This is a genomic window from Colwellia sp. MB02u-9, from assembly GCF_014077085.1.
GTDB lineage: Bacteria > Pseudomonadota > Gammaproteobacteria > Enterobacterales > Alteromonadaceae > Cognaticolwellia.
In genome coordinates, this window is the sequence record NZ_JACGVF010000095.1 from 74,565 (window position 1) to 96,901 (window position 22,337).

14 protein-coding genes are annotated in these 22,337 nt (G+C 37.1%); 9 read left to right on the top strand and 5 right to left on the bottom strand.

Going from position 1 to position 22,337, the window contains the following annotated elements; translation table 11 throughout:
• The first annotated feature begins 73 nt into the window (after nt 1-73).
• The 4 genes from H4J65_RS11500 to H4J65_RS11515 all read left to right on the top strand — a co-directional run bounded on the left by H4J65_RS11500 (nt 74) and on the right by H4J65_RS11515 (nt 6,091).
• Nucleotides 74-2,932, top strand: a complete 2,859-nt coding sequence (locus H4J65_RS11500; protein WP_182198270.1) for a TonB-dependent receptor domain-containing protein — start codon at nt 74-76, stop codon at nt 2,930-2,932.
• Between the two features lie 95 nt (nt 2,933-3,027).
• Nucleotides 3,028-4,209, top strand: coding sequence for a M14 family metallopeptidase (locus H4J65_RS11505; RefSeq protein ID WP_182198271.1), 1,182 nt, complete (start codon nt 3,028-3,030; stop codon nt 4,207-4,209).
• An 8-nt stretch (nt 4,210-4,217) separates the two neighbouring features.
• Complete coding sequence (locus H4J65_RS11510) at nt 4,218-5,804, top strand: amidohydrolase family protein (protein WP_182198272.1); 1,587 nt, start codon at nt 4,218-4,220, stop codon at nt 5,802-5,804.
• Nucleotides 5,805-5,875: 71 nt separating this feature from the next.
• Nucleotides 5,876-6,091 (top strand): hypothetical protein, encoded by a 216-nt coding sequence (locus tag H4J65_RS11515; RefSeq protein ID WP_404851950.1) that lies wholly within the window; start codon nt 5,876-5,878, stop codon nt 6,089-6,091.
• A 558-nt stretch (nt 6,092-6,649) separates the two neighbouring features.
• On the opposite strand, the gene H4J65_RS11520 is transcribed toward H4J65_RS11515, so the two are convergent.
• Complete coding sequence (locus H4J65_RS11520; protein WP_182198274.1) at nt 6,650-6,829, bottom strand: hypothetical protein; 180 nt, start codon at nt 6,827-6,829, stop codon at nt 6,650-6,652.
• A 2,082-nt stretch (nt 6,830-8,911) separates the two neighbouring features.
• On the opposite strand from H4J65_RS11520, the gene H4J65_RS11525 reads away from it, so the two are divergent.
• From H4J65_RS11525 to H4J65_RS11535, 3 genes are all read left to right on the top strand, one after another.
• Entirely contained in the window at nt 8,912-10,786 is a 1,875-nt protein-coding gene (locus H4J65_RS11525; protein WP_182198275.1) for an IgGFc-binding protein, read from the top strand.
• Nucleotides 10,787-10,845: 59 nt separating this feature from the next.
• Entirely contained in the window at nt 10,846-11,547 is a 702-nt protein-coding gene (locus H4J65_RS11530) for a PEP-CTERM sorting domain-containing protein (protein ID WP_182198276.1), read from the top strand.
• A 731-nt stretch (nt 11,548-12,278) separates the two neighbouring features.
• A complete protein-coding gene (locus tag H4J65_RS11535; protein WP_182198277.1) occupies nt 12,279-13,517 on the top strand; it encodes a leucine-rich repeat-containing protein kinase family protein in 1,239 nt (412 codons plus the stop codon).
• 206 nt (nt 13,518-13,723) lie between these two features.
• Here H4J65_RS11535 and H4J65_RS11540 read toward each other — a convergent pair whose 3' ends face one another.
• Entirely contained in the window at nt 13,724-15,622 is a 1,899-nt protein-coding gene (locus H4J65_RS11540; protein WP_220465136.1) for a methyl-accepting chemotaxis protein, read from the bottom strand.
• Between the two features lie 718 nt (nt 15,623-16,340).
• Here H4J65_RS11540 and H4J65_RS11545 point away from each other — a divergent pair.
• Nucleotides 16,341-16,817 (top strand): DUF2947 family protein, encoded by a 477-nt coding sequence (locus tag H4J65_RS11545; RefSeq protein ID WP_182198278.1) that lies wholly within the window; start codon nt 16,341-16,343, stop codon nt 16,815-16,817.
• 306 nt (nt 16,818-17,123) lie between these two features.
• Here the strand turns inward: H4J65_RS11545 and H4J65_RS11550 are convergent, their stop codons facing one another.
• The 3 genes from H4J65_RS11550 to H4J65_RS11560 form a co-directional block, all read right to left on the bottom strand.
• Nucleotides 17,124-18,167 (bottom strand): AI-2E family transporter, encoded by a 1,044-nt coding sequence (locus tag H4J65_RS11550; RefSeq protein ID WP_182198279.1) that lies wholly within the window; start codon nt 18,165-18,167, stop codon nt 17,124-17,126.
• A gap of 111 nt (nt 18,168-18,278) precedes the next feature.
• Nucleotides 18,279-20,861: an ABC transporter permease gene (locus H4J65_RS11555; RefSeq protein WP_259367598.1), complete on the bottom strand. Its 2,583-nt coding sequence runs from the start codon at nt 20,859-20,861 to the stop codon at nt 18,279-18,281.
• A gap of 2 nt (nt 20,862-20,863) precedes the next feature.
• Nucleotides 20,864-21,661 (bottom strand): ABC transporter ATP-binding protein, encoded by a 798-nt coding sequence (locus H4J65_RS11560; RefSeq protein ID WP_182198280.1) that lies wholly within the window; start codon nt 21,659-21,661, stop codon nt 20,864-20,866.
• Between H4J65_RS11560 and H4J65_RS11565 the strand changes: the two genes are divergently transcribed.
• Nucleotides 21,660-22,334 carry an arylesterase gene (locus H4J65_RS11565; RefSeq protein ID WP_182185175.1) on the top strand — a complete coding sequence of 225 codons (675 nt, stop codon included), beginning with the start codon at nt 21,660-21,662 and terminating at the stop codon, nt 22,332-22,334. The genes H4J65_RS11560 and H4J65_RS11565 overlap by 2 nt on opposite strands.
• The last annotated feature ends 3 nt before the right edge of the window (nt 22,335-22,337 follow it).

Here is a 22,337-nt window from a genome sequence, read left to right on the forward strand (position 1 = left end):
TTACGAGAGAAGTGCAAAGGTAAAAATATACCTAATTAATTATAGATAACTATAAACTACAACGGTGAATATCATGAAAAATAAATCTATTACCAAACATAAATTAACACATATTAGTTTATGTTTGTTAGCGGCCTTATCGCCACAATTGCTCCACGCAGAAGAAGCTCAAGAAGTTCAAGCCGAAGCAAAAATTGAACGAATTTCTATTCTGGGTAGTAACATTAAGCGTGCTACTGATATTAATGCATTACCGGTTACAACAATGACTGCAGCTGATATAGAAAATTCTGCCGCAATGACCGGCGATGAATTACTTCGCTCTATCCCACAAATGGGCTCTGTTAACTTTGGTGAAACGACAGGTTCTTCGAACGTTAACGATGCTCGTGGTGATGTTGGCTCATTCAATCTTCGTGGTTTAGGCGCGGGTAATACCTTGGTATTACTTAATGGCCGACGCATGGTAAATCACCCTGGTACACAATCTAAGTCAGGCGCTAATAAAGTACCTGTTAATACTGTTAACTCAAACACTTTACCTGTTTCAGGTCTACGTTCATTAGAAGTGTTGCGTGATGGTGCTGCTGCTGTTTATGGTTCAGATGCTATTGCTGGCGTTGTTAACTATGCCCTTGATAGTGAGTATGTGGGTAACAAAATCAGTCTTAGGCATGGTGGATCTCAAGGTACACCATTAAATGAAACAACCTTTACTTACTTAGGTGGTGTAGAGCTTAATAACGGCCTTTCTAACCTTGTCGGGTCTTTAAGTATTTATAATCGTAATGGTATGATGGCAACTGAACGGCCTTATGCAGCAAGTCACGATAGACGTGAATACCCAGGATTACCTGAAGCGTTTATTGGTGATACACAATTAGATAACCGAAGTTCAGATACGCCTTGGGGTGAGTTTAACAGTGATAGCCTAGGAAGATTTCACCTACAACCTGATTCTCTGTCAGGTTGTGTAGATTCCGCACTTACTGTTGAAGGTGTTTGTGTTGATAAGGGCAGTTCAGGTCGAGATATTCGTTTTGATCGAGGCACTACACGGCCTTTATCTTCAGATGCAGAAAGAATAAACTTTTACACTCATTTTACTCATGAAGTGAATGATGATGTAAAATTTTTTGCGGAAGGTATTTATTACCAAGCACAATTGACTAATCAATCAGAGCAAAACCATAATGGTAGTAAACATCGCTTTAATATAGCGGCAGATGCCTTTTATAACCCATTTGGCGAAGAAGTAACTTTACGTAGATTTCGTCCTACTGATATTGGGCCAAGAACGGTTACTGTAGATGATAGTAGCTTTCGTGTACTAGCCGGTTTTAAAGGTTACTCAGGTAACTGGGACTGGGAAAGTGCTGCATTTTATAGTGAAGCCGAAACTAACGATCGCAGCACGCGTATTAATGTAAATGCATTTGAAGCAGCGGTAAACAGTACAGATGAAAGCACAGCTTACAACGTGTTTGGTGGTGGCGACATTAACAATCCAAATACTATTGGCAATAGACCATTAGTTCCGACATCAATTAGCGAACAATTCTTAATTCAAGCGCATACTGATTCAAAAACTAGCTTGGCGTCGATTGATTTTAAAGCCAGTAATAGCAACATTTTCTCTGTGCCTGCGGGTGATGCTGGTCTTGCTTTAGGTGTTGAGTTTCGCCGTGAAACTTACGACAGTGACCGTTCTAAATATGTAGATGGCAGCTTACCTTTTACTGATGCTTCCGGTGTTGTTAATGAAAGCTCATTATATGGTAGTAGCGCAACAACAGATTCTAGTGCTAGCCGTAATGTGGGTTCTGCTTATGCCGAGCTTATAGTGCCATTACTTGACAATGGTGATCAGTATGCTGAAGTTCAACTGGCAGCACGCTATGAAAATTTTTCTGATGGGGGTGACGCACTCAAACCTAAAGTTGCTTTATTTTACAAGCCTACTGATTGGTTAAGCTTAAGAGCATCGTATGCGGGTGGTTTTAAAGTACCTGGCCTACAGCAAAGCTCTGAAGCTGCTAGCATGCCGCGTCGTTCTTCTAAATATGACCCTGTGCTTGATGAGAGTTATGCGGTTATCGATAACCGCCAAGGTAATTCAGAACTTGAGCCAGAAGACAGTGTTAATACATCTTTTGGACTTGTTATTGAACCGACTGATCATTTAACGCTTACTATTGATTACTGGAATATTGACCAAGAAAATCTTGTTTTTCTTGCTCCTTATGAGACTGTTCTTGCACACGACTATGTGATACGCCAAGACGGAGGTGCTGGTAACTCTAATGTTATTCGTGATGGTGAATTAGTGGCTAGCCAAGTCAATAACCGATATATAAATGCGGCAAGCCAAGAGTTGTCAGGTATTGATTTTGGCATAGTCTATGATTTTGAAACATCTTTTGGTAATTTTGAATTTAACGTTAATGCAGCATATTTAACTAAATATGAAACATCCGTTGATAGCCTCTCTGCAGTGGTACTTGAAGCACAGAAAAACTTAGATAAATATCCAAACCTTGCCGATGTAGAAGTTGCGGGTGTAGGTGATTTAATCTTACAAGATGGCAACCCTGAATGGCGAGCTAAATCATCAGTTAACTGGAAGCTTAATCAATGGGGGGCTGGTATAAGTGTTAATTATGTCAGTGAATTTATTGATACTAGTACAAACGCAACAGTTGATGACGAAAAGATATTTTTACCGATTGCTAGTATGACAACCGTGAATGTATATGCGTCATATAAATTTGGTGAAGGTAGTCCTCTTGATGGAACATATGCACGATTAGGTGTGCGAAATCTTGCTGATAAAGAACCGCCAATGGCAGATAACTACTGGCATGGTTATTCTGGTGATTACCACTCAAACCGTGGTCGTTACTTATATTTAAATCTAAGTAAAAGCTTTTAATAAGTATTAATTATTCCTAAGCTACAATATGGCTCAGCTAATTAACAATAATTGAGCCATATTTTATTTCTACTCAAGTATATAAAGATAAAATTATGAAAAAAAAATTAATTACTTACTCATTATTATTTTCAAGTATTTTTCTGATGTCTTGTGCATTTACCCAACTAGAACAAAGTGACAACGCGCAAGCATGTAATACTGGTCATGTTCGCTTAACCACAGATTTTTCTACTGGACGTATGGATGAATGCGCATTAGTAGCGACAAATGATTATTTGATTACTCTAGTACCAGAGAACACTCCGATAAATTCAAGCCCATGGTATGCCTTTAAAATACAAGCAGACCAAAGTACAGATATTACTATTACCATGAAAGTTCGAGGTGATGAACATAGGTATCCACCTAAAATTAGTCACGATGGTAAAAAATGGGAACTGCAAAAATATAAATTAAAAGGCGACCGTCTAGTGATGAAGCTAACAGCTTCAACACAACCCATAATTATTGCCGCACAAGAAGTTATTAATAATCAGTATTATGTTGATTGGGCAAATAAACTGAAGCAATCAACAAATATAAATCACAGTGTTTTAGGTAAATCTACTCAAGGTCGACCTATTTATAAAATTGAAAGTAGAAATGAGCAAAGTAAAGAGTGGTTGGTTATTTTGGGTAGACAACATCCACCAGAAATAACAGGCGCCTTGGCGTTATTTCCTTTTGTTGACACTTTATTATCTAGTGGTGAATTAGGTCGACACTTCCGAGAAAAATACAATATTTTAGTTATTCCAAATATCAACCCTGATGGTGTATATGCAGGGAATTGGCGAAGCAATGCCAATGGCATAGACTTAAATCGTGATTGGAATACATTTAGCCAGATCGAAACGAAGCAAATAAATGACTATTTACAGCAAATAGTCGCTCAAGGACACAAAATAAAGTTTGCCATTGATTTTCACTCAACCAAGCACGATATTTTTTATACTATGCCCGTAGATTATGGTGTAGAAGATCCTTACTTTGTTAAACATTGGTTAGGAGATCTTGATCGCCAAATGCCAAAATTTATTGTGGAAATAAAGCCAGGGAACAACCCAGATTTAGGTGTATCAAAACAATATTTTTCTGATACATTTGGTGTTCATGCCATCACGTATGAAATGGGTGATAACACCGACCGCCGCGAGATAAAACGTATTGCTTATAACTCAGCTAACTTATTAATGACTAATATGCTATCCGATATAGATCATAATAAAGAATAGGATTATTAATGAAATTATTTAAAAGCCATTTTATCACTGCCGCTATTGGACTGCTTGTAATTGCATCATGCTCAGATCAAAAAATTGAGCAAAAAAAAACAACTAAACCAGCTATTATTGCTGATCTATTAATTACCAATGGCACTGTATACACAGGTGAAAGCTCTCAAGGTCAAGCATTGGATATTGCTATTTGTGGACAAGTTATTTGTGGGCTTTATCCAAGTGGTGAAAAATCGACTCAAGCTATAAAAGTTATAGATGCAAAGGGTAAAATAGTCAGTCCAGGTTTTATTGACCCTCACACTCATAGTCTTGCTGAACTAAAAAGCAAAGACAAAAATCATAACTTAAACTACCTTACTCAAGGTGTTACAACTGTTGTTAATGGTAACGATGGTGGCGGTCCTGTAGATATAAAAGCAGTTGCCACCAAGCTTGAAGCGAACGGTATTGGCACTAATGTCGCTTTATTTGTTGGTCATGGCAGTTTAAGAGAACAAGTAATGGGTCGAGCAGAGCGTTTCTCAACCCCACAAGAACTTAATGAAATGTCAACGCTGTTAACTAGCGCAATGGAAGCAGGAGCAATTGGTTTATCTACCGGTCTTTACTATGTACCTGGCAGTTATGCTAATACAGAAGAAGTTATTACCCTTGCTAAAGTTGCAAGCAAGTACAATGGCATTTACGATACTCACCTGCGCGATGAAAGTACCTTTAATATAGGTTTTATTAACGCCTTAGATGAAGCTATTAATATCGCAAAAGAGGCTAGTATACATTTGCATTTAGCGCATATTAAAGCATTAGGTGTTGATGTTTGGGGACAAAGTGAAGCGGCTATTGCTAAAATTGAGCAAGCGCAAAAAGCTGGTATTTCAATTTCAGCAGATCAATACCCATGGTTAGCATCCGGCACTAAACTACGCAGCGCAGTCATGCCTAAGTGGGTAATGGCTGATTCTCAGCAAGCCTTTCATCAAAGGTTGAATCAAGCAGATTTAGCAGAGCAACTTACCCGTGAAATAACTGAAAACATTCGTCGTCGTGGTGGCCCTGAATCTTTATATATTACCGAATTTAAAGATAAAAGCTTAGTGGGTTTAAATCTAAAACAAGTGTCAGAAGTTGAAAATTCATCTGTGGTTGATACTGCAATAAAAATGATTCAAGAAGGAGAAGTGCGTGTTGCATCATTTAACATGTCGCCTAAAGATGTGGAAAAATTCATGGTGCAGCCTTGGGTAGTTACTTCTTCAGATGGCACAAATGGCCACCCACGAAAATATGCAAGCTTTCCAAAAAAATATCAAACTTATGTTGTTAATAAAAAATTACTTTCTCTTGCTGAGTTTATCAATCGAAGTTCATCACAAACAGCCAAGTTATTAGGGCTTTCAAAGCGCGGTACTTTAAAAGAGAACTATCACGCTGATATTATAGTTTTTGATCCAGATAACTATTCAGCTAAAGCTGACTTTAGCCACTGGAATAAATATTCTGTTGGCGTTGAACAGGTGATTGTTAACGGACAATTAGTGATTGCACATGAGCAATATCAAGATGTTTTAGCGGGCCAGTTTGTTCAATGAGTTTAGCCTTTTCGTTTTTTTAATAGGCAATAAATGAAGGAGAAATAAAAGCGGCTGTAGCCGAGGGTTTTATCGATGGTTTACACAGTAAGTATTTAAAATATATTGCTGATAAGCTATCGATGCCTATTTCAATTGCTAGCATTCCCTTTGCTCGACGGCTGAAGGAAATTGAGATAGACAGGTTAGATATTATTGTTGGCTTACAGCGTTCCGACGAAAGAGAAAAAGAATTGGTTTATATTAGCCCTAGTTATGAGTCATTATCTTATCGCTTTTTTCTTTAACTAAAAATAGAGATAAATATCAAAATGATAAAGATCTGTATGAAATATTGATTGTCATTCAATAATTTGATGAAGATAACCAAATTATAAAATTAAAAACAAAAAGTTTACTGCAAAACATTAAGCTAGTCTTGCATCGCCGAACAGATTTTTTTATTCACTATGAAGAAAGCACTCTATCAAAATTAGTAGAGCTTAGTTTAGCGGGGTAAGTACATAACACCTTACCAACCAAATATTGTAAGTAAGAACTATATTGCTATATCAAAGCACTCCCACCTAATGCAAAGAAAAGCAGAGCTTGAAAAAAGCATTGTCATTTGTTTAAAAATAATGACTTTATACGTATTAGACAATAGCATTACAATCAATTAATCAAGGCAAAAACCAAGACAATTTCACTGGCTAGATAACTGTTTTATGTAAACTGAATCGATAATATGCCAATTTAATTCAATATTTAAAATGTATATAAAAATACCCGATCACAATAGAATATAATTAAGACTTAAATGGGGAATGTATGAATATTTTCGCTAGTCTAATAAGTCAAATTAGTTAGTTATAACCTAAGACATAGCTAGTTGATGAATCATCAGCTAAATCGAAATACCGCATTAAAGGTGCTTCACCTTTTATAGATTTTTCTTTAATTACCTCTTTTATTGATTCACTTTCAATAACAGATAAATCAGATGTTAAAACTATATCTGCATTTTGTTGCGATAACCTATTCATGGCGATAACCTTTTATTGGACTGTTGCAAAAATTCATTAAACTCATCTTCTAACGTTTTTAGTAAAAAAAATATGTCTAATACTTTGCCGTGCTATAAAGCTAGGTTATACGATGGTTTAGTACTGTCAAGTTGACGAGCAGACTCAGGAACATGTGATATATACGCATTAAAAATAGCAATATTTATTCTAGCTATCGCTATCGACCCCAAATTATTAGTCACGCTGTGTGGCAGGGAATGAGTTGAGGGATTTTTTATCATTAGATGATTTTCTTTGTGCGCAATATAGAAAAATTCTTAAATGATACATTAAATTTCCGTTAAGACAGTTGATATAAATTAGTACTTCTATGGCAGAATAAGGACGTTAGCGCCTTAGACTTAATACTATAAATTTAAGTGAATTTTGAATAATTCGAATGTTATCTTTGGGAATTTAAAAAATGATAGAAGAAATGTCAGATATAGATGGATATAAACCGTTAAATCCGAATGACAGCCTTTACCTAAGCTATCTAAAAAAACGTCAAATATTCACATGTGGTAAAAATTAACGTTCCGAGATGGTATTTCACCGGCAGTTATGAGCTTGCAGGAGACATAGCGATTGTTATCGTTATCTAGTTGTATTTAGCTTTTTTGATCATGAAACAAGTATCAAAATCCATTTCTGGAATGTCCGCTTACCTAATGATTTTCTATTCTACTGTCGAATGTCTTAGGTCAACTAACTGGTGCTCAGTTGACCTCGAAAAACATTCATAATTTCAACATTTTTATTCCGATAAGCGCACTTTGAAGACCATTTCCTAAATACAAAAATGATCTCAGGTTAGACTGTCATATTATAGCGAGGAGAAAAAAATTAATATTTATGTTAACTTTTCAGCCTAAAATATTTTTTTGTAAACATTACAAAACACCTTAAATGCATCAAAAAAAACAGTGACTTTAATTTTTAGTAGTACCGCAAGTAGTACTGATAAAAAAACAATACACAAAATCATTACTTAACATGCAGTTAAGAAGAGTAATCGAGTCCAGTAGCGGCACCATATTATATAAAAAGGGATAACAGAAATGTTATCCCTTTTTTGTTCCATAAAGAAAATGTTATCTGATTGCTAGCGCGCTACCACTTCTTGATTTTCTCTTCATAACTAAAGAAATTTCCATCTCAGAAACTACAACTTTTTAAAGTAATAATCTTCTCTCATGCACCGCAAAGCAGTCTTTTTTTTTTAATGCGAAATTATATAACCTAAAGATCACTTAGACGCTAATTTTTCTTTTAATTAAATTTTTCTATTGAGCAAATTAAATACCGCGACAGTCAATTTTTCAATCATATAGCAGAGATGAATTTTATATTTCTAGGGCGTAAAGGGGTACAAAGTGAGATAGCATTTTAGTGCTTAATTTAAACTCTTATTTGTTATTTTTTATAAGTAAGATTTAAAATTTTTTAGTGAGTAATTCTTCTTGGTGTTTCACCATCTTTATTTAACAAAATAAGCGAAAATTTGTCCTGATTTTTTTGACTAATTACCCACTAGCGACAATTTAATATACTTAGCTTCAATAACCTCATATTTTCTTAATATATTGCTAATTATACTTTGACTACTACCATTAACACTAAGGTATATGCTAGCTTCATGAATATTCCTGTTATTTAACCGTATCAATAGTGTCGAAAAAATTTACACAAATATGTTCTTTAACACTTTAAAAAATCTAACAATTTGATTACTAGATATTATTATTAGCGGCATAATTAATGCTTATTTTATGTACAGATTGATTTGTTAGACAACGTGTTATTTTGTTTAACAAATTCAACTGTATTATTAAGTTTATAAAATCATACCCATTTCATTAATTAGGCGATCTATTTTATACTTAGGAAAAGTGGCCAACTATAGGTATTTATTTTAAAACTAGCTGCTCTAGTGAATCAAATAAATGCCGAAATAGTTGGTTATTATAACTCGGTGAATGATCACAGAGTGGGGGTTGTTGTTAGGTAGTAGGTAGTAGGTAGTAGGTAGTAAATTTAAATCATATAAAGGACTTACTTATGAATCATATTAAAACCTTTGGCCATACATTAATTATATCAGTTAAGACATTACTGCTGATTTTTTTAACAATATCGACCTTCAATGCTAATGCTCAATTAGACAATCAAGGTAAAGATTTTGTTATGGCTTTTTTGCCACAACTAGGATCACCACCAATAATTGAATTACACCTAACCGGTGATGTAGCTACTGATGTTACCGTAGTATATCCAATGAACACACCTACGTTTATTCAAACTGTTTCGATAATACCTGGCACTGTAACCATCTTATCTTTGCCAACACAAGCAGCGACAAGTTGGACGGTTAATGCGGTAACATCAAACTTGATAAGGGCAACTGCGGATGAGGAGTTTGTTGTTTATCAAGTAAATAGAGCCTCAGCAACGTCTGATGCCGGTTTGGCATTACCCGTTGACACCATGAATGTAGAGTATTTGGTTTCAGATTATAATGCACTATTTTCTGGTCTGTTTACTGTTTATGCTGCCTTTGATAATACTGAAGTGACTATCACACCCACTAACAATATGTCTGGTCATCTGGCCGGAGTGCCATTTGTTATAAATCTAAATCGTGGTGAAGGCTATCATGGACAGTCTTTAACATCAGGTACTGCCGGCAGTTTAACCGGAACTAGAGTTGTTGCCGATAGACCAGTAGGGTTAATTAATGGTAATACCTGTACTAATATTCCACTTGGGACCGGTGCATGTGATCATGTCTTTGAAATTGCACAGCCTTTGGTTAGTTGGGGCTTAACAGCATCTGCTGCTGGACTTCCTAATCGACTTGGAGGAACCATTTATCGCATCCTTGCTTCAGAAAATAATACCAGCATGACGATAAATGGTGTGCCCACTACTGTTATCAATGCAGGTGAGTTCTTTGAAACAGCAGCTATTACGGGGAATCAGTTTTTTGCTGCAGATAAGCCTATTTTTGTTACTCAATTTATGACAGGGCAAAATGCGCCAGGGGCAACCTCGGGTGATCCAGCAATGACCAATATTATACCATCAGAACAATATCAAAATAATTATACCTTCTCCACTGTTGGAGCTGCGCAATTTGCAGAGAATTTTTTAACTATTATTGCTGATAATACTGATGTTGGTTTTTTGACTTTAGATGGCGTGCCAGTTCCTGCTGGGGATTATTCACCTATACCAGGGGGGACATTATCAGCCGTGGTTTTGGCTTTAAGTCAAGGTACACATAACACTGCATCGGTAAACCCTCATGGTGTTACCGTTGAAGGATATAACAACTTTGACTCTTATATCTATCCTGGAGGTGCATTATTTCAGTTTATCAATCAAATAGGAGATGCATTCCTTCCTGTTTGCTCGCTTGATATCAACAACAATGCAGGAACGGGTTCAGTTACCGATAACAAACCAACAGAGGATGTCAATGGAAATGGTATTCTTGACCCCGGAGAAGATTCCAACGGCAATAATGTTATTGATAATGATACCGGTGTTTTCTTTGTTGAAATGATTAATGGTGTTAATGCCATCTCAAGCATTGATCCCTTTATCCCAGGTGATGGGCAAGTCAATTTCACCATAGATTTAATTGATCCAGGGCAGTCAGGAAGTGCAACAATTACTGGAACTGATGGCGCTGGCAATACCTGTAGCGTAAATTTTGAAGTCACTATAGGTGGACCTTTGATTTGTGATACTGATGCCGATGGAGATATTGACCGCTTAGATTTAAGAGCAATTAGTATTGCCCGTGGTCAAATTGCCTTACCCAATGATCCAAGAGATGCAAACTTAGATGGCATGATAACGCCATCAGACACCAAGGTTTGTATTCCTCTTTGTACTTTGGCTCGATGTGCGATTAATCCTATTCCGTAATTCACAATAAATTTAAAAATAAATTATATTAACTTATATTAAATTAAAGGAAGAAATTTATGAGAAAAATATTATTAATAGCTAGTTTGCTATTTTCAGTAAATGTTTGTGCTACGCCTATCAGCACATTATTTAATGGTGGTTCTATTGTTGTAGGCGATAAGTTGTTTGACCAATGGGAATTAATACAAGACATTTCATCTAATCCATTTTCGGTCAACACTGATGATATAGATGTCACCAGTTTAGCTGATGGTGGACTAAACCCTGGTTCAGGACTACATTTTGAAATTTTAAATGATGCCTTTACTCTTGAAGGGAATGACTCTTATACTTTCTTAGATTTTATGTTTAGCTTTAGAGTCTCAGTACTTGACCCGATATTTAAGATCAAAGATAACTCGTTATATTTAACGGATTCAGCATTAATTAATCCTACCTCGCTGACAAGTATATTTATTGAAGAAAAAATTTATTCAGACCCTAATAGAGGTAATGAAATAGGTACAAAAAATGTAGAAAGAAGTGATATATTTGGTCAACAAAATGAGAAATTATTTGATTCAGCAAATTTTTCCCCAACTGATGAAATTTGGGTAACAAAAAACATTCTACTTGAAGCGATAGACTTTGGTGAATTTGCCTCATTGCAAAGCTTTGAACAGCGCTTTTCGCAAGTGTCTGTTGTTCCTGAGCCCAGCACATTAATACTGTTTTCTCTTGCTTTAGTGTCGCTTACTTTAAGACGAAAAAGTAAATAATGAGTATACCACTGAGCCATTAAGGATTAAAAAGTTAAACATAAAAAGGATCTTAATCATATATTAAGGTCCTTTTTTATTAATTAATAACCTATCGCTATCTGTCAGCTTTTATAGTTGATGTAAGTTAATCTAAAGTGGTATCAGCAAAAAATTTAACTCATGATTTTTCTAAATCGCCTATGTCATGTTCGCTAGCGCGCAGTGAACTGTCATCATTAAGCCCCCTTTCCTATAGCTATCTCAAAAACTGTAAACTTAATATTATCTTACTTTTTTAAACTGAGCTTTATCTTCTAGTCATTTTTAATAACAAATGACTCTACATCTATTTTTAAGCTTAGGTTTACAAATAGGTCTAGTGCTTTAAATGCTAATCGCTGCGTTACAATTATCTGATTTTATTTGCTTTATAGCCGCTATGATACTTCCCATTGATATTGATAAAGAGAAGGGTTTCCTTTAAAATCATCCATTATATGTAATTCTAGGTTAACCTAGAATTAATGAAAACAGGGACTAGGTTGTGGTAAATACCTTTGTACAAGATACAAGGTGTCACTGGCTTAACTCTGGTAACAAAAAACATCTTAGGTTGATTACCCCTCGATAAACCTGAAAAGCCTTTAAATATGCTTCTCGGGTTTTTTTATATCTTAGCGATGTCATATCACTTTGGTGGCGTCCTAAATTTTCATTTACTAAAAATAACACTAACAATGGATTAATAAATGCATACGCTATCTCAGTTAAAATCTGGCAAACTCAGGGGTATTAAGCGTTTAAAGTTATCTGAAAACTTAAGCTCATTCCCATTAGAAATTCTGTCATTAGCAGATAGCTTAGAAATTCTAGATTTATCTGACAATCAATTAACTTCGCTACCCAAGGCGATAGTTAAGCTAACAAAACTTCAAATAATTTTTGCTTCAAACAATCGCTTCCAAGTATTACCTGAAGTGCTTGGGCGCTGTGAAAACCTAGAAATGGTTGGCTTTAAATCAAATCAAATTAAACAGGTGCCTGCTAACTCCTTACCGGAGAATTTACGTTGGTTAATCTTGACCGACAACTGCCTTGAAACTTTGCCTGACGCTTTGGGCGAACGGCCAAAACTACAAAAATTGGCGTTAGCAGGCAATAGGTTAACCAAACTACCGTTAACACTAGCGCAGTCAAATAACCTTGAGTTAGTGCGTATATCAGCGAACAATTTAACTGAATGTCCCGAGCAATTGCTGAGATTACCTAAACTTGCATGGCTTGCCTTTGCCGGCAATCCTTTTAGCCTTGCTAACCTCAATATTGCCTCAGTTCCATCACTGCCCTCAACAAGTTTCACCTTACAAAAGGTACTGGGACAAGGTGCTTCAGGCGTTATTTCCAGTGCAACTTGGACTGATAATCCATCAGCATTTCCAGACAATGTTGCGGTGAAAGTTTTTAAAGGCAAAGTAACAAGTGATGGCTACCCAGAAGACGAGTTACAGGCATGTTTAAAAGTCGGCGATCATCAAAACCTTGTCCGTTCTTTAGCACAAGTTAATGAGGAAGACTATTTAGCCTTAATCATGAACTTAATACCGGCTAATTTTAAAAATCTGGGTTTACCGCCAAGCTTTAAAAGCTGTACCCGTGATACTTTTCCAGCAGGCTTTACCTTAAGTGTTAGTCAAATTGATAAAATAGTGTTGCAAATGGAAGACGTGTTTGAACATTTACATGCAAATCGAGTATGTCATGGTGATTTATACGCGCATAATACCTTGTTTGATGAAAACGCTAATATTATTTTTGGCGACTTTGGCGCTGCGACTATGTACCACATGCTCACTGGCGAGCAGCAAGCATTAATCCAGCAAATTGAACGTCGTGCACTTTCTTGTTTGATTGAAGATTTATTAAGTATTTGTCATAAACAAGAACAAAACAGCCCACAATTTAATATTATCCAGCAGAAAATTCATTAATATTGCTTTAAATTTAACAAACGATAAAGCTCAACAAGATGCAAGAATCAATATATTTAGGGCCCTGTAACAGAATCTGTTAAAGGGCCAACGATGCCGATAAGAAATGTTAAAACGGCCTTGAATCGATTTAAAATTGAATTCGAAGACTGTTTGAAAAATGTTATTTAAACCTGGCAGTTACACAAAATGCGTTACAGGGCCAATTAAATTTTAAATCGACTTATTATACCGGTTAACTGTTGATTAATTTCATCAACACTATTGATCTCATTAACCACTTGCTTACCATTTTTATCTAACTCACCAACAATTTCGTTAATGGCTGTCATGTTTTTACTGACCTCATGTGTAACGCTACTTTGCTCTTCAGCAGCAGTGGCAACTTGTGTACTTAAATTATTAATCTCCGACACAGTATTTGTCATTTCATTCAAGCTTATTGACACTTCACTCGTACCCGTCGCTGCTATTTGACAACGGTCTTTCGTCACAATCATTGATTCAACAACCGTTTGATTACCTTGTAATAAGCTGGCAAGTGCACTTTCAATTTCGTCAGTACTTGCCTTTGTACGGCTCGCAAGATTACGTACTTCATCTGCAACCACGGCAAAACCACGACCTTGTTCACCAGCGCGAGCGGCTTCAATAGCGGCATTAAGTGCCAATAAGTTAGTTTGATCAGCAATGCCGCCAATAACACTCAAAATGGAATTAATTCCATCGGTTTTCTTACTCATCTCACTAACACTTTCTACCGAGTTATCAATGTCTAAAACCAACTCAGAAATAGTATCTTGAGCTTGGTTTACCGTTTTCATAGACTCACGACCAGCGTTGTTGGCGTTCTCAGTAAGTAAAGCAACATTAGCAATATCACTTGCCATAGCGCCTGCTGTGGCATTCATTTCTTCAATCGCCGTTACAACTTGCTCTGTTTCTTGAATATGGCCATTTAATATCTTTGTATTATGCTTTGATTGGTCTTTCAACTTATAGAGGTTGCCATTTAAGGCGGTGGTTGCAGCTTTTATTTCTATCATCATCGACTGTAAGCTCTCGATAAAACGGTTAACCCCATCAGAAATTTGACCTAAATCATCACTTGAGTTTACCTTGAGACGCTGTGTTAAATCGCCATTACCTTGAGAGAGTGCTGTGATTGTTTCTTTTAATACCAGTATAGGACGGTAAATAATTTGCAATACAATGAAAACCAACACAACACTTATTATTGTTGCAACAAGCGTACTGATAATAGCGCTTTTTTTCGCATCAAACAGACTGGCATATGCAGTTTCTTTATCTAGACTCAGCGTATAATACCAATTTTTATCCGCCACTTGAATTCGGTGCGAAAAAAGTAATTTATCCACCCCAGCTAATTGATAAGTTTGTCTGCTGCTTTTCTGGCTAACAGTGCTTAACGCCACCTCTTTAAACCAAGGGTAATTAGTGGCTAGCTTTTTGGTTTCTACCGCTTTATTCGTCGAGGCTAAAACGGTTGTATCATGATTCAAAATTAATGCTACAGCCCCTGGGATTTTCGAAGAGTCTTCAACCAACTCATTCAAAAAATCTAATTTCATATCAACAGAAATCATGCCATTTTTTATGCGATGAACGATGCTGACCCAATAGTCTATTGAATCAAAATAAGGTTCACTTGTTGCTGTACCTGAATTTTTTCGAGCTAGTTTGTAATAAGACTCAGTTCTAACATCACCTGCGAATATATTCTCAGGCCAAATTTCGCTAGCTTGATTCCAATAACCAACACCGCTTTCAAATCCAATAGCCGAACTATTAAGATTCATGGCAAAAGCTATCGTGTTGGTTAATTTAATAAAGTCTTCTTTGCTGCCTTCTTCTCGTTGATCATCATATAATTTCGCAATCCTAGCCAAACCTAATACTTTTTCATTCAATTTGCTTTCAATAAGCATAGATTGTTGTCTCACAAACTCACTGTTTTGTTTAATAATGATAGCGGTCAGTGCTTTTTCTTCTTTAACATAGGAAAAGTAACTTGTTAAAGATACAGACAAGCCAACTAATATTGTGATCGTAATAAGTAGCAGGTTTTTGAATCCAAGTTGCATAATGATGTTCTCTCTTTGTAAATATTTAAAGTTTTAAATTTCTATGGGTTAGCCTTACTAAATGCATATGAGTAAGGCGTTTTTAATCAGGACTTAGTCTCTGGTGAGGACTTTCGTTATATAAATACTTCGCTTTTAACCTCTTTATTTATTAGCTTTTAAAGCTTAATAATGGCTGGCATGCCTTCACCTATGCCAATATCAGGAAAGTCCTGATAAGCTCCTGTAGCTACAGGATTCTTAAAACTATAAAAAATTTCTGCTTCTTTTAAGACTGATACTTTTTTATTTCAGTTAAAGTTAAGTTTAATGCAATACGCCCTATCGATCTTTGTTAATGTTTTTGAACGACCATAAAACAAAAAACAGCTAATTTAATAGAAAAAACTTATACTTAAGTATACGAAGAGTTCAGCTGTTTTTATTTTGAGTGGAATTTAAGAGGCCAACCAGCGCATTTTGCAACAACGGGTACTTAAGGTCAAACTTATGCTGAAAAGAAACTTATATTGTTAAATAAACAGCCATGATAAATTTAAGCGTACTGGGGAGTGCAGCTAAAACGTTAGGCCAATGTGAACTAATACAAAGCCAGCGAATTGCTCTAATCAGTAACTTTAACTGTATTTTTTCATTTTATAACCTGCAATTTTAAGCAAATTAATGAGATACTAGCGGTACTTGTTATACCAAAATTAAAGTTACAAATATAACCTTTATGAATTACACCTCAATTGACGAATTAAAAAACGCTTGGATCTTTAAGCATAAAAGCTTACCCATTAGCGATAGCGACAAAGCAAAAATTAAACCTATGATCAGTACTCGTGCCAAAGTACTCTGGGATGGCGCTATCAGTAAACAAGTTGATCACCCAGACTTTTTTAAAAAAGGTGATTGGCCAGAAAGTGCCGCGTCATGGCTTGATAATGGTAAATGGGAAAGCATTTGGGATAGTGAAGCATGTTTATTACCCGAGATCATTTTAGCGCACCTAAAATGGGATAATAATACCGTGGTTTATTATTGCAGTTCGCGAGATAATGTTATTGAAACCACTTGGGCAGTATTTCAACGTTGCTGGAAAAATTTTCTGTTTATGGATGACGGGGCAATCTTAATTGGTAAAAAGCGCAATGAAACGGTGCAATTTCTTTCAACCGGTTATTTTAAGATTGGTCAAAAACCCAGTTAATTTAAACATGAGCACTTGGCCCCTTCAATGCTATTACCACTTGCTAAAGCATTGCCGATAACTTGGGGCTGTGATTTTTATCTTGCTGATTTTTAATATTCGCCATCAATTGTCATCTGTTTTGTATGGCTGTTATTAATTGACTAATAATGGACTAATAATTAGCTACAGAGCCGCTTAATAATCACATAGTAAGCTAAAACCCCTTAAGTTTAGAAGGTTATGAACCAATAAGTTAGGATTTAGCTTTAAGTTTTTAAAGTGCTATAAATTAGAAAAGGTAGCTTATCGCCACCTTTTGCTTGATTAAGTCTCTTCCAACGCTTCTTCACCCGATAATAACACCGCAAACCAACTACCTTCTGCGGAGTTTTCTAAAGCTATTTTAATGATCATGGTCAAAGGTACTGACAACAACATGCCCACTGTGCCTAGCAACCAGCCCCAAAATATTAATGAAATAAATACCACTAGGGTTGATAGCCCAAGGCCACGGCCCAAATAACGCGGTTCAACCACATTGCCCATTACTGTGTTTATGGTTAAATAGCCTAAGCCAATAAAACCTGCTGCCGCTGGCCCTAATTGCAGAACAGCTAACGACATTGCCGGTACGGCGGCGATAATGGAGCCAATATTGGGAATATAGTTCAATAAAAAGGCCAATACTCCCCACAGTAAGAAAAAGTCTAAACCAAACACCCACAGCATTGATGAAACACAAATGCCGGTGGCAATACTCACCAAGGTTTTAATGGCAATATAATTATTTACTGAGGATAAAAATCGGTCAATTTGCTTTAAGCGAGCTTGCGGATCGTCAAGCGCTAAATGTAATTTACGCGGTACAGATGACGCTTCAAACAACATAAAAATAACCGTAATTATGATTAAAAATAAATTAGCCATAACGCTGCCCAAACCACTGAGCATGTTAGCGGCTAAACCCATTGCTGCTGCGGGGTCAAAGTATTCAATCAGTAATTCTGACGATATTTTAATATTGTAGTCATCAAGTTGTTGGGTTAACCATACAAACTGTTCTTGAAGTTGCGCGCGATAAACCGGAATAAGTTGTGACAACTCATTTAACGAGTTACCCACAAGCCCCGCCAGTGAAAGCGCAATAGAAACAAAGATACCAATAACAAAGATAACCGCTATCGGTTTCGGAATTTTATAGCGCGCCGCCATCACCACTAATGGGTTACAAATAATGGCAATAAACGCTGATAATAAAAATGGTACTAATAATGTCGCCGCGGTTTTTATCCCCGCTAGCACAACAAATAATGCCGCGGTAACCAATAAAAATTTCACCGCGCCTTCGGACTTGCCTTGTAAAACCATTTTTTAAACCCAGTTGGTTATCTAATGTAGTATAAGCTCTTAAAACTATACGCGATTTCATAGCATACCCGCCAGTATTAAAAGCGATATAGTTTTTATAAAGCGAGAAAGTTACATGGTTCGTCGGATTAAGGTAACGCTCGACAATTTAAGTAAACGCCAACAACTGAGCATACCAATTAAGCCCACAAAGAATGCGCCCGCGCCAATACCCACTAACCAATATTGAAAGTGAAAACTGCCTGACATATTAAATACTTGGCTTTGCAAAATATAAACGGCTATTTCCATACCAACACTTGCCATGAGTCCGGCAATAGCCCCTAGTGCTACGAACTCATATAACACGCTATTACGCAGTAAGCTGCCTTTAGCGCCCAATGTTCTCAATATCGCTAGTTCGCGCTCTCTTTCTTCCATGCTGGCTTGTACTTGCGCTATTAACACTAAGCTACCGGCAAGTACCACTAAAATGAGGATCAGTTGAATCGCCACCGTCACTTGCTCAATAATACCATTAAGCTGCGCCATAATGGCAGCAAAGTCCATTACCGTAATAGTAGGAAAGTTAGCCAAAAAGCGATAAACCAAGTCTCGGTTCTCATCTGATATTGACCAAGCTGAAATTGATGTCGTCGGAAATTTCTCAAGTACACTTTGGTTAAAAACCATAATGAAGTTTAACTGCCGACTTTGCCAATTTACTTGACGAATGCTAGTCACAGGCACGGTAAACTCATCTGAGCCGAGTGTGAAGGTTAGCTCATCACCTAATTTAACCGCCAAACGTTCTGCTATATTGCTTTCAATTGACACTTGAGGCGTTTCGTCGCCAACGGGCCACCACTGTCCCGCAATAATTTCATTTTCATCAGGTAACTCAGTACGCCAGGTTAAACCGAGTTCGCGGCCCATACCTTGCCGAGTATTTTTCTGCTTGGTTTTCTTAGTTTGTTGTTTTTCTGTGCCATCAGTTTTTTCAGCGTTTTGCACTTGACTGTCATCATCATCTTTATCGACGGTCTTTACACCGTTTATCGCTGATAAACGACCACGGTAAACATGATAGAAACCTTGATTGGCAATATTATTTTCTTCAACAAAGGTTTTTAAAGGCTGAATTTGATCTTGAGTGATATTGATCAGGTAATGATTGGGCGTATCATCAGGAAACTGTTGCTCCCATTCTGATAATATTGAGCTTTTCATTACTGTGATCAATAACAACAACATTATAGCGATAGTAAAACTGACCAGTTGCACGCTGTTTTCACTAGCTCGGCGTTTTAAGTTCGCTAAGGCCAAATGCCAAGACTTTCCCGCTTTAGTACCGACACTGCGGCCTGCGCTCATTAAGCCACGGCCAAACAACAACAAGATAAAAGAGACAACCACACCACCGAATAACAACGCAGCGCTCATCACTAAGTCTTGACTGAAAATAAACAGTAATAAAAATAACGCTAATAAAGGCGGTAACTGATGCCAGCCAAAGCGCGCGACTTTTTCTTGGCTAAAACCGCGAATAACATTTAAGGGTGAGCTTTTTACTAAGGTCATAATCGGATGAATAGCAAAAGCAATGGCACATAATAAACCAGTAAATATCGCCGTTAAAAACGGCACAAAAGTCAGCGGTGCATCAGCTAATGATAAATAACTCGCAATGGCATTAGCACCCAGTAGCAGCAAACCATAACCCACCACTAATCCTGCTGCGATACTTAAACAACTCAATAAGGTCCAATGCAGACAATAAAGTTTTCTAACATGCGAAATTGACGCACCTAGGGCTTTAAATATTGACACGTTAGGCTGATGACGTTGACCATAACGACGACTGGCCACCGCCACCGCAACAGCCGCTAATACAATGCCTAACATACTTGCTAGCGAAAGAAACTTCTCCGCGGTGTCTAATATTCTTGATAAACGATTTTGTGCGGCTTTTGCATCATACCAACGTTGTGATTCATTGATTTGTGGTTTAATCCATTTTTCAAAGCTTTCAATAGCATCGGTTTCACCGGCAAATAAGTACTTATAGGTAATACGACTGCCTGGCTGAATAAGCTCGGTTTTGGGCATATCAGCAATATTTAAAATAACCGTTGGCCCGGCAATAAAGGCGCGGTATGAACGATCAGGAATATCAGTAACAATACCGGCAATAATGAGTGGCGCAACACCTATCTCAATCACCTCGCCAATCTTAACATTCAAGCGACTTAACACGCTGGGCTCAACCCAAACTGTGCCTAGTTTAGGGGCATTGGCAACAACACTCGCGATTTGCGTTAGCGAGGTTTTAATTCTAAGTTCACCGCGCAAAGGGTAAGTATCAGATACCGCATCGAGTTCACTGAGTAACATATTGTCGCCCGCAAACGCCATCGACTCAGTTTCAATTTTTCGGGCATATTCTAGTGCTAATGTCTGACTTTTTTCTATTATGCTAGTGTCAACTTCTGACGACATGCGCAGGACACGATCGGCGCCTATGGTATTGGTGCTATTGGCCACTATGGCATGCTTAATTTGGCCAGAAAATCCGGTCAATGAAAATACCGTCGCAACGGCAAGCGCAATAGCGATAAATATAATGGTCAGTTCACCACGGCGAAGCTCATGATGTAATAAACGTAGTGATTGAGTAAACCACATGCTTGATGCTTTTTCTTTAACAATACTCATGGTTAACCTACTTGTGAAACTGAAGTTTTGCTTGCAAGATCATCATGCCTTGTGGGTTGACTATCAGCCTGATTTTTAGCATGGTTTTCATCTGTGTTTGCTAATGTGGCTTCAGTCAAAGGTTCAGTCAAAGCACCGCTGTCCATTTCAACTTGGCGCTGGCACCTTGCCGCTAATTTAGCATCGTGGGTCACCAAGACTAAGGTGGTACCCTCTTTAACATTCAAATCGAATATTAAATCAATAATATGTTGACCCGTCTTGCTGTCTAGATTGCCCGTGGGTTCATCAGCGAATAAAATATCTGGCTTAGCAATAAATGCCCGCGCAATAGCTACCCGCTGTTGTTCACCGCCAGAGAGCTGAGAAGGGTAATGTTCCATTCTGTCAGCCAAACCTACTTGCGCCAGTAAAGCTTCACCACGCGCTTGCGCATCGGGCATATTGGCTAACTCGGCTGGCAACATCACATTTTCAAGCGCAGTTAAGCTGTTAATTAATAAAAATTGTTGAAAAATAAATCCCACATGCTGCGCACGAACTTGGCTGCGCTGCTCTTCATTAAACTGGTGTAAAGGCTGGTTTTTAAGATACACTTGTCCGGAACTTGGTAAATCTAAACCCGCTAAAATCGATAATAATGTCGTTTTACCTGAGCCAGACGAACCGACAATGGCAATTGATTCGCCCGCAGCGACAGTTAAATTAAGTGGTTGAAGCAAAACTAGCGTTTTATCTTCAACTTGCACTGATTTAGTTAGGTCTTTAACGCTTAGAATACTCTCGGAATTTACATGCATGAAAAATTATCCACTTTTTATATTATTTATTAGCTTATTTTTTATCTCTACAGCAAATACTGCTGCACAAAACAAACAGGTCAATACGCTTGATAACAGCATTAGTATCACACCAACCCGCAATATTTTACTATTAGGTGATAGTATCAGTGCAAGTTATGGGATGAAACCCACACAAGGCTGGGTGCACTTACTTAATCAAAAACTTACCGAACAAAAACAAGCTTACACAATAATAAATGCCAGTGTTAGTGGTGAAACGACGAGTGGTGGTTTATCTCGGCTAGCAGGCATTTTGGCGAATGAAAAAATTGACTTGTTGCTGATTGAATTAGGCGGAAATGATGGTTTACGTGGTTATTCACCTAAAATCATTAAAAATAATTTGTTACAAATGGTCAAGTTAGCGCAAGATAAAAACATAAAAGTTTCAATGATTAAGATAAAAATAACGCCAAATTATGGCCCAAGATACAATGAAATGTTTGAGCAAGTTTTTGAAGATGTCGCCAATGCTAGCAATATCACCTTACTGCCCTTTTTTATGGAAGTCGTTGCCACCGATAAAGCACTTATGCAAGCAGACGGTATTCACCCTAACGCGCAAGCACAGCCAATAATCGCTGACTATGTTGAACAGCAACTTAATGAAATAATGACACTGGAGCCTTAATTT

Bases quoted from the DNA above. Each gene is read 5' to 3' on its own strand.
- H4J65_RS11500 (WP_182198270.1), top strand. From the start codon at position 74: ATGAAAAATAAATCTATTACCAAACATAAATTAACACATATTAGTTTA.
- H4J65_RS11505 (WP_182198271.1), top strand. From the start codon at position 3,028: ATGAAAAAAAAATTAATTACTTACTCATTATTATTTTCAAGTATTTTT.
- H4J65_RS11510 (WP_182198272.1), top strand. From the start codon at position 4,218: ATGAAATTATTTAAAAGCCATTTTATCACTGCCGCTATTGGACTGCTT.
- H4J65_RS11520 (WP_182198274.1), bottom strand. From the start codon at position 6,829: ATGAATAGGTTATCGCAACAAAATGCAGATATAGTTTTAACATCTGAT.
- H4J65_RS11525 (WP_182198275.1), top strand. From the start codon at position 8,912: ATGAATCATATTAAAACCTTTGGCCATACATTAATTATATCAGTTAAG.
- H4J65_RS11530 (WP_182198276.1), top strand. From the start codon at position 10,846: ATGAGAAAAATATTATTAATAGCTAGTTTGCTATTTTCAGTAAATGTT.
- H4J65_RS11535 (WP_182198277.1), top strand. From the start codon at position 12,279: ATGCATACGCTATCTCAGTTAAAATCTGGCAAACTCAGGGGTATTAAG.
- H4J65_RS11540 (WP_220465136.1), bottom strand. From the start codon at position 15,622: ATGCAACTTGGATTCAAAAACCTGCTACTTATTACGATCACAATATTA.
- H4J65_RS11545 (WP_182198278.1), top strand. From the start codon at position 16,341: ATGAATTACACCTCAATTGACGAATTAAAAAACGCTTGGATCTTTAAG.
- H4J65_RS11550 (WP_182198279.1), bottom strand. From the start codon at position 18,167: ATGGTTTTACAAGGCAAGTCCGAAGGCGCGGTGAAATTTTTATTGGTT.
- H4J65_RS11555 (WP_259367598.1), bottom strand. From the start codon at position 20,861: ATGAGTATTGTTAAAGAAAAAGCATCAAGCATGTGGTTTACTCAATCA.
- H4J65_RS11565 (WP_182185175.1), top strand. From the start codon at position 21,660: ATGAAAAATTATCCACTTTTTATATTATTTATTAGCTTATTTTTTATC.
- H4J65_RS11560 (WP_182198280.1), bottom strand. From the start codon at position 21,661: ATGCATGTAAATTCCGAGAGTATTCTAAGCGTTAAAGACCTAACTAAA.